The organism is Bacillus sp. sid0103, assembly GCF_019219025.1.
The window spans coordinates 1-1,286 of record NZ_JAHUWN010000085.1; the positions used below are offsets into that span (position 1 = coordinate 1).

The 1,286-nt window shown below is 36.2% G+C and carries 1 protein-coding gene; it reads right to left on the reverse strand.

Features of this window, described 5'->3' with window-relative positions; all coding sequences use genetic code 11:
• Positions 1-18: 18 nt before the first annotated feature.
• Positions 19-1,188 carry an IS256 family transposase gene (locus tag KW850_RS32540; protein ID WP_218351715.1) on the reverse strand — a complete coding sequence of 390 codons (1,170 nt, stop codon included), beginning with the start codon at positions 1,186-1,188 and terminating at the stop codon, positions 19-21.
• Positions 1,189-1,286: the final 98 nt, after the last annotated feature.

Below are 1,286 nucleotides of genomic sequence, written 5' to 3' on the forward strand. Positions count from 1 at the left end.
ATTTCGCGCGCTTCGCGCCTAGCCTTTTTCTTGCACTACTTTTTTCATAGCTTGTTCTTCGGCTAGGTCGATTAAGACCGCTCCAATTAATCGGTACGCAGATTGTGTATTAGGAAAAATACGGATTACTCTTTCCCTTCTTCTTACTTCTTGATTTAACCGCTCCAATGAATTTGTACTACGAATATATTGATGATATTTCTGAGGTTCATTGAAATATTGAATGGCATCTTCGAAGCCCTCTTCTAATATTTCTATTGCATTTTGGAGTTTAGGATTATCTCCAAATTGATTCAAAAACTCCTCTTTAAATCTCCGAGCATCCTCAATTTTCAATCCTTCGAAAATCCTTTTTAAACCTAATTTCACTTCTTCCATATCTTTTTTCGGCAATTTATTAAAAATATTTCGTTTGAAATGTACCGTACAGCGTTGCCAAGTTGTTCCCACAAACTCACTGCCAATTGCCTTCTTTAAGCCCTTATGTGCATCAGATATGATTAATTTTGGCGATTGTAAACCACGTGATTGTAAGTGTTGAAAAAATCTTTGCCAAGCTTCATAGCTTTCAGAGTGGTCCACTTTTAAACCAAGGATTTCTCGGTCATTTTTTTCAGTAATCGCAGTTGCAATATAAACTGCTTTAGAAACCACGCGGTGATGTTCTCTCACTTTAATATACATGGCATCAGCAAAAATATAGGGATAATACATCGTATTAATTGGCCTATTAGCCCATTGATTAACAACTGGGTCAAGCTTCTCTGTTAGAGAGGAAACGAACGATTTTGAAACACTTTCCCCACATAACTGTTGGACAATATTCTTTACTTTTCGAGTGGAAACTCCATTCACTACCATTTCAAGCATAGAGAGGACAAATGCTTGATCACAACGTGCATACCTTTCAAATACGGATGGTGAAAAATCACCGTTACGCGTTCGAGGTACCCTTAAAGTTATTTTTCCAATACTTAATAATAGTTCACGTTCATAGAAGCCATTACGATAGTCACGCCGTTCAACGGTACGTTCGTAGGATCCAGCTTTTAAATAATCATCGCGTTCTTTTTCCATCACGGAATTCAATACCAGGACGATAGACGCTTTGATCACATCGTCTATATCAGAATTCATAACAGAATCTTTTAAATCATCAATATTTAGGTTAAACTGTATTTGAGTCATAATTAATTCCTCCACATTGTTTTCTTCGCCGTTAACATTGTAACCATGAGGAATTAATTTGACTCATTTTCTTTTTACACAATTATATGGACTCAATC

Excerpts from the sequence above, each read along its gene's own strand:
- KW850_RS32540 (WP_218351715.1), bottom strand. The coding sequence starts at position 1,188 with ATGACTCAAATACAGTTTAACCTAAATATTGATGATTTAAAAGATTCT.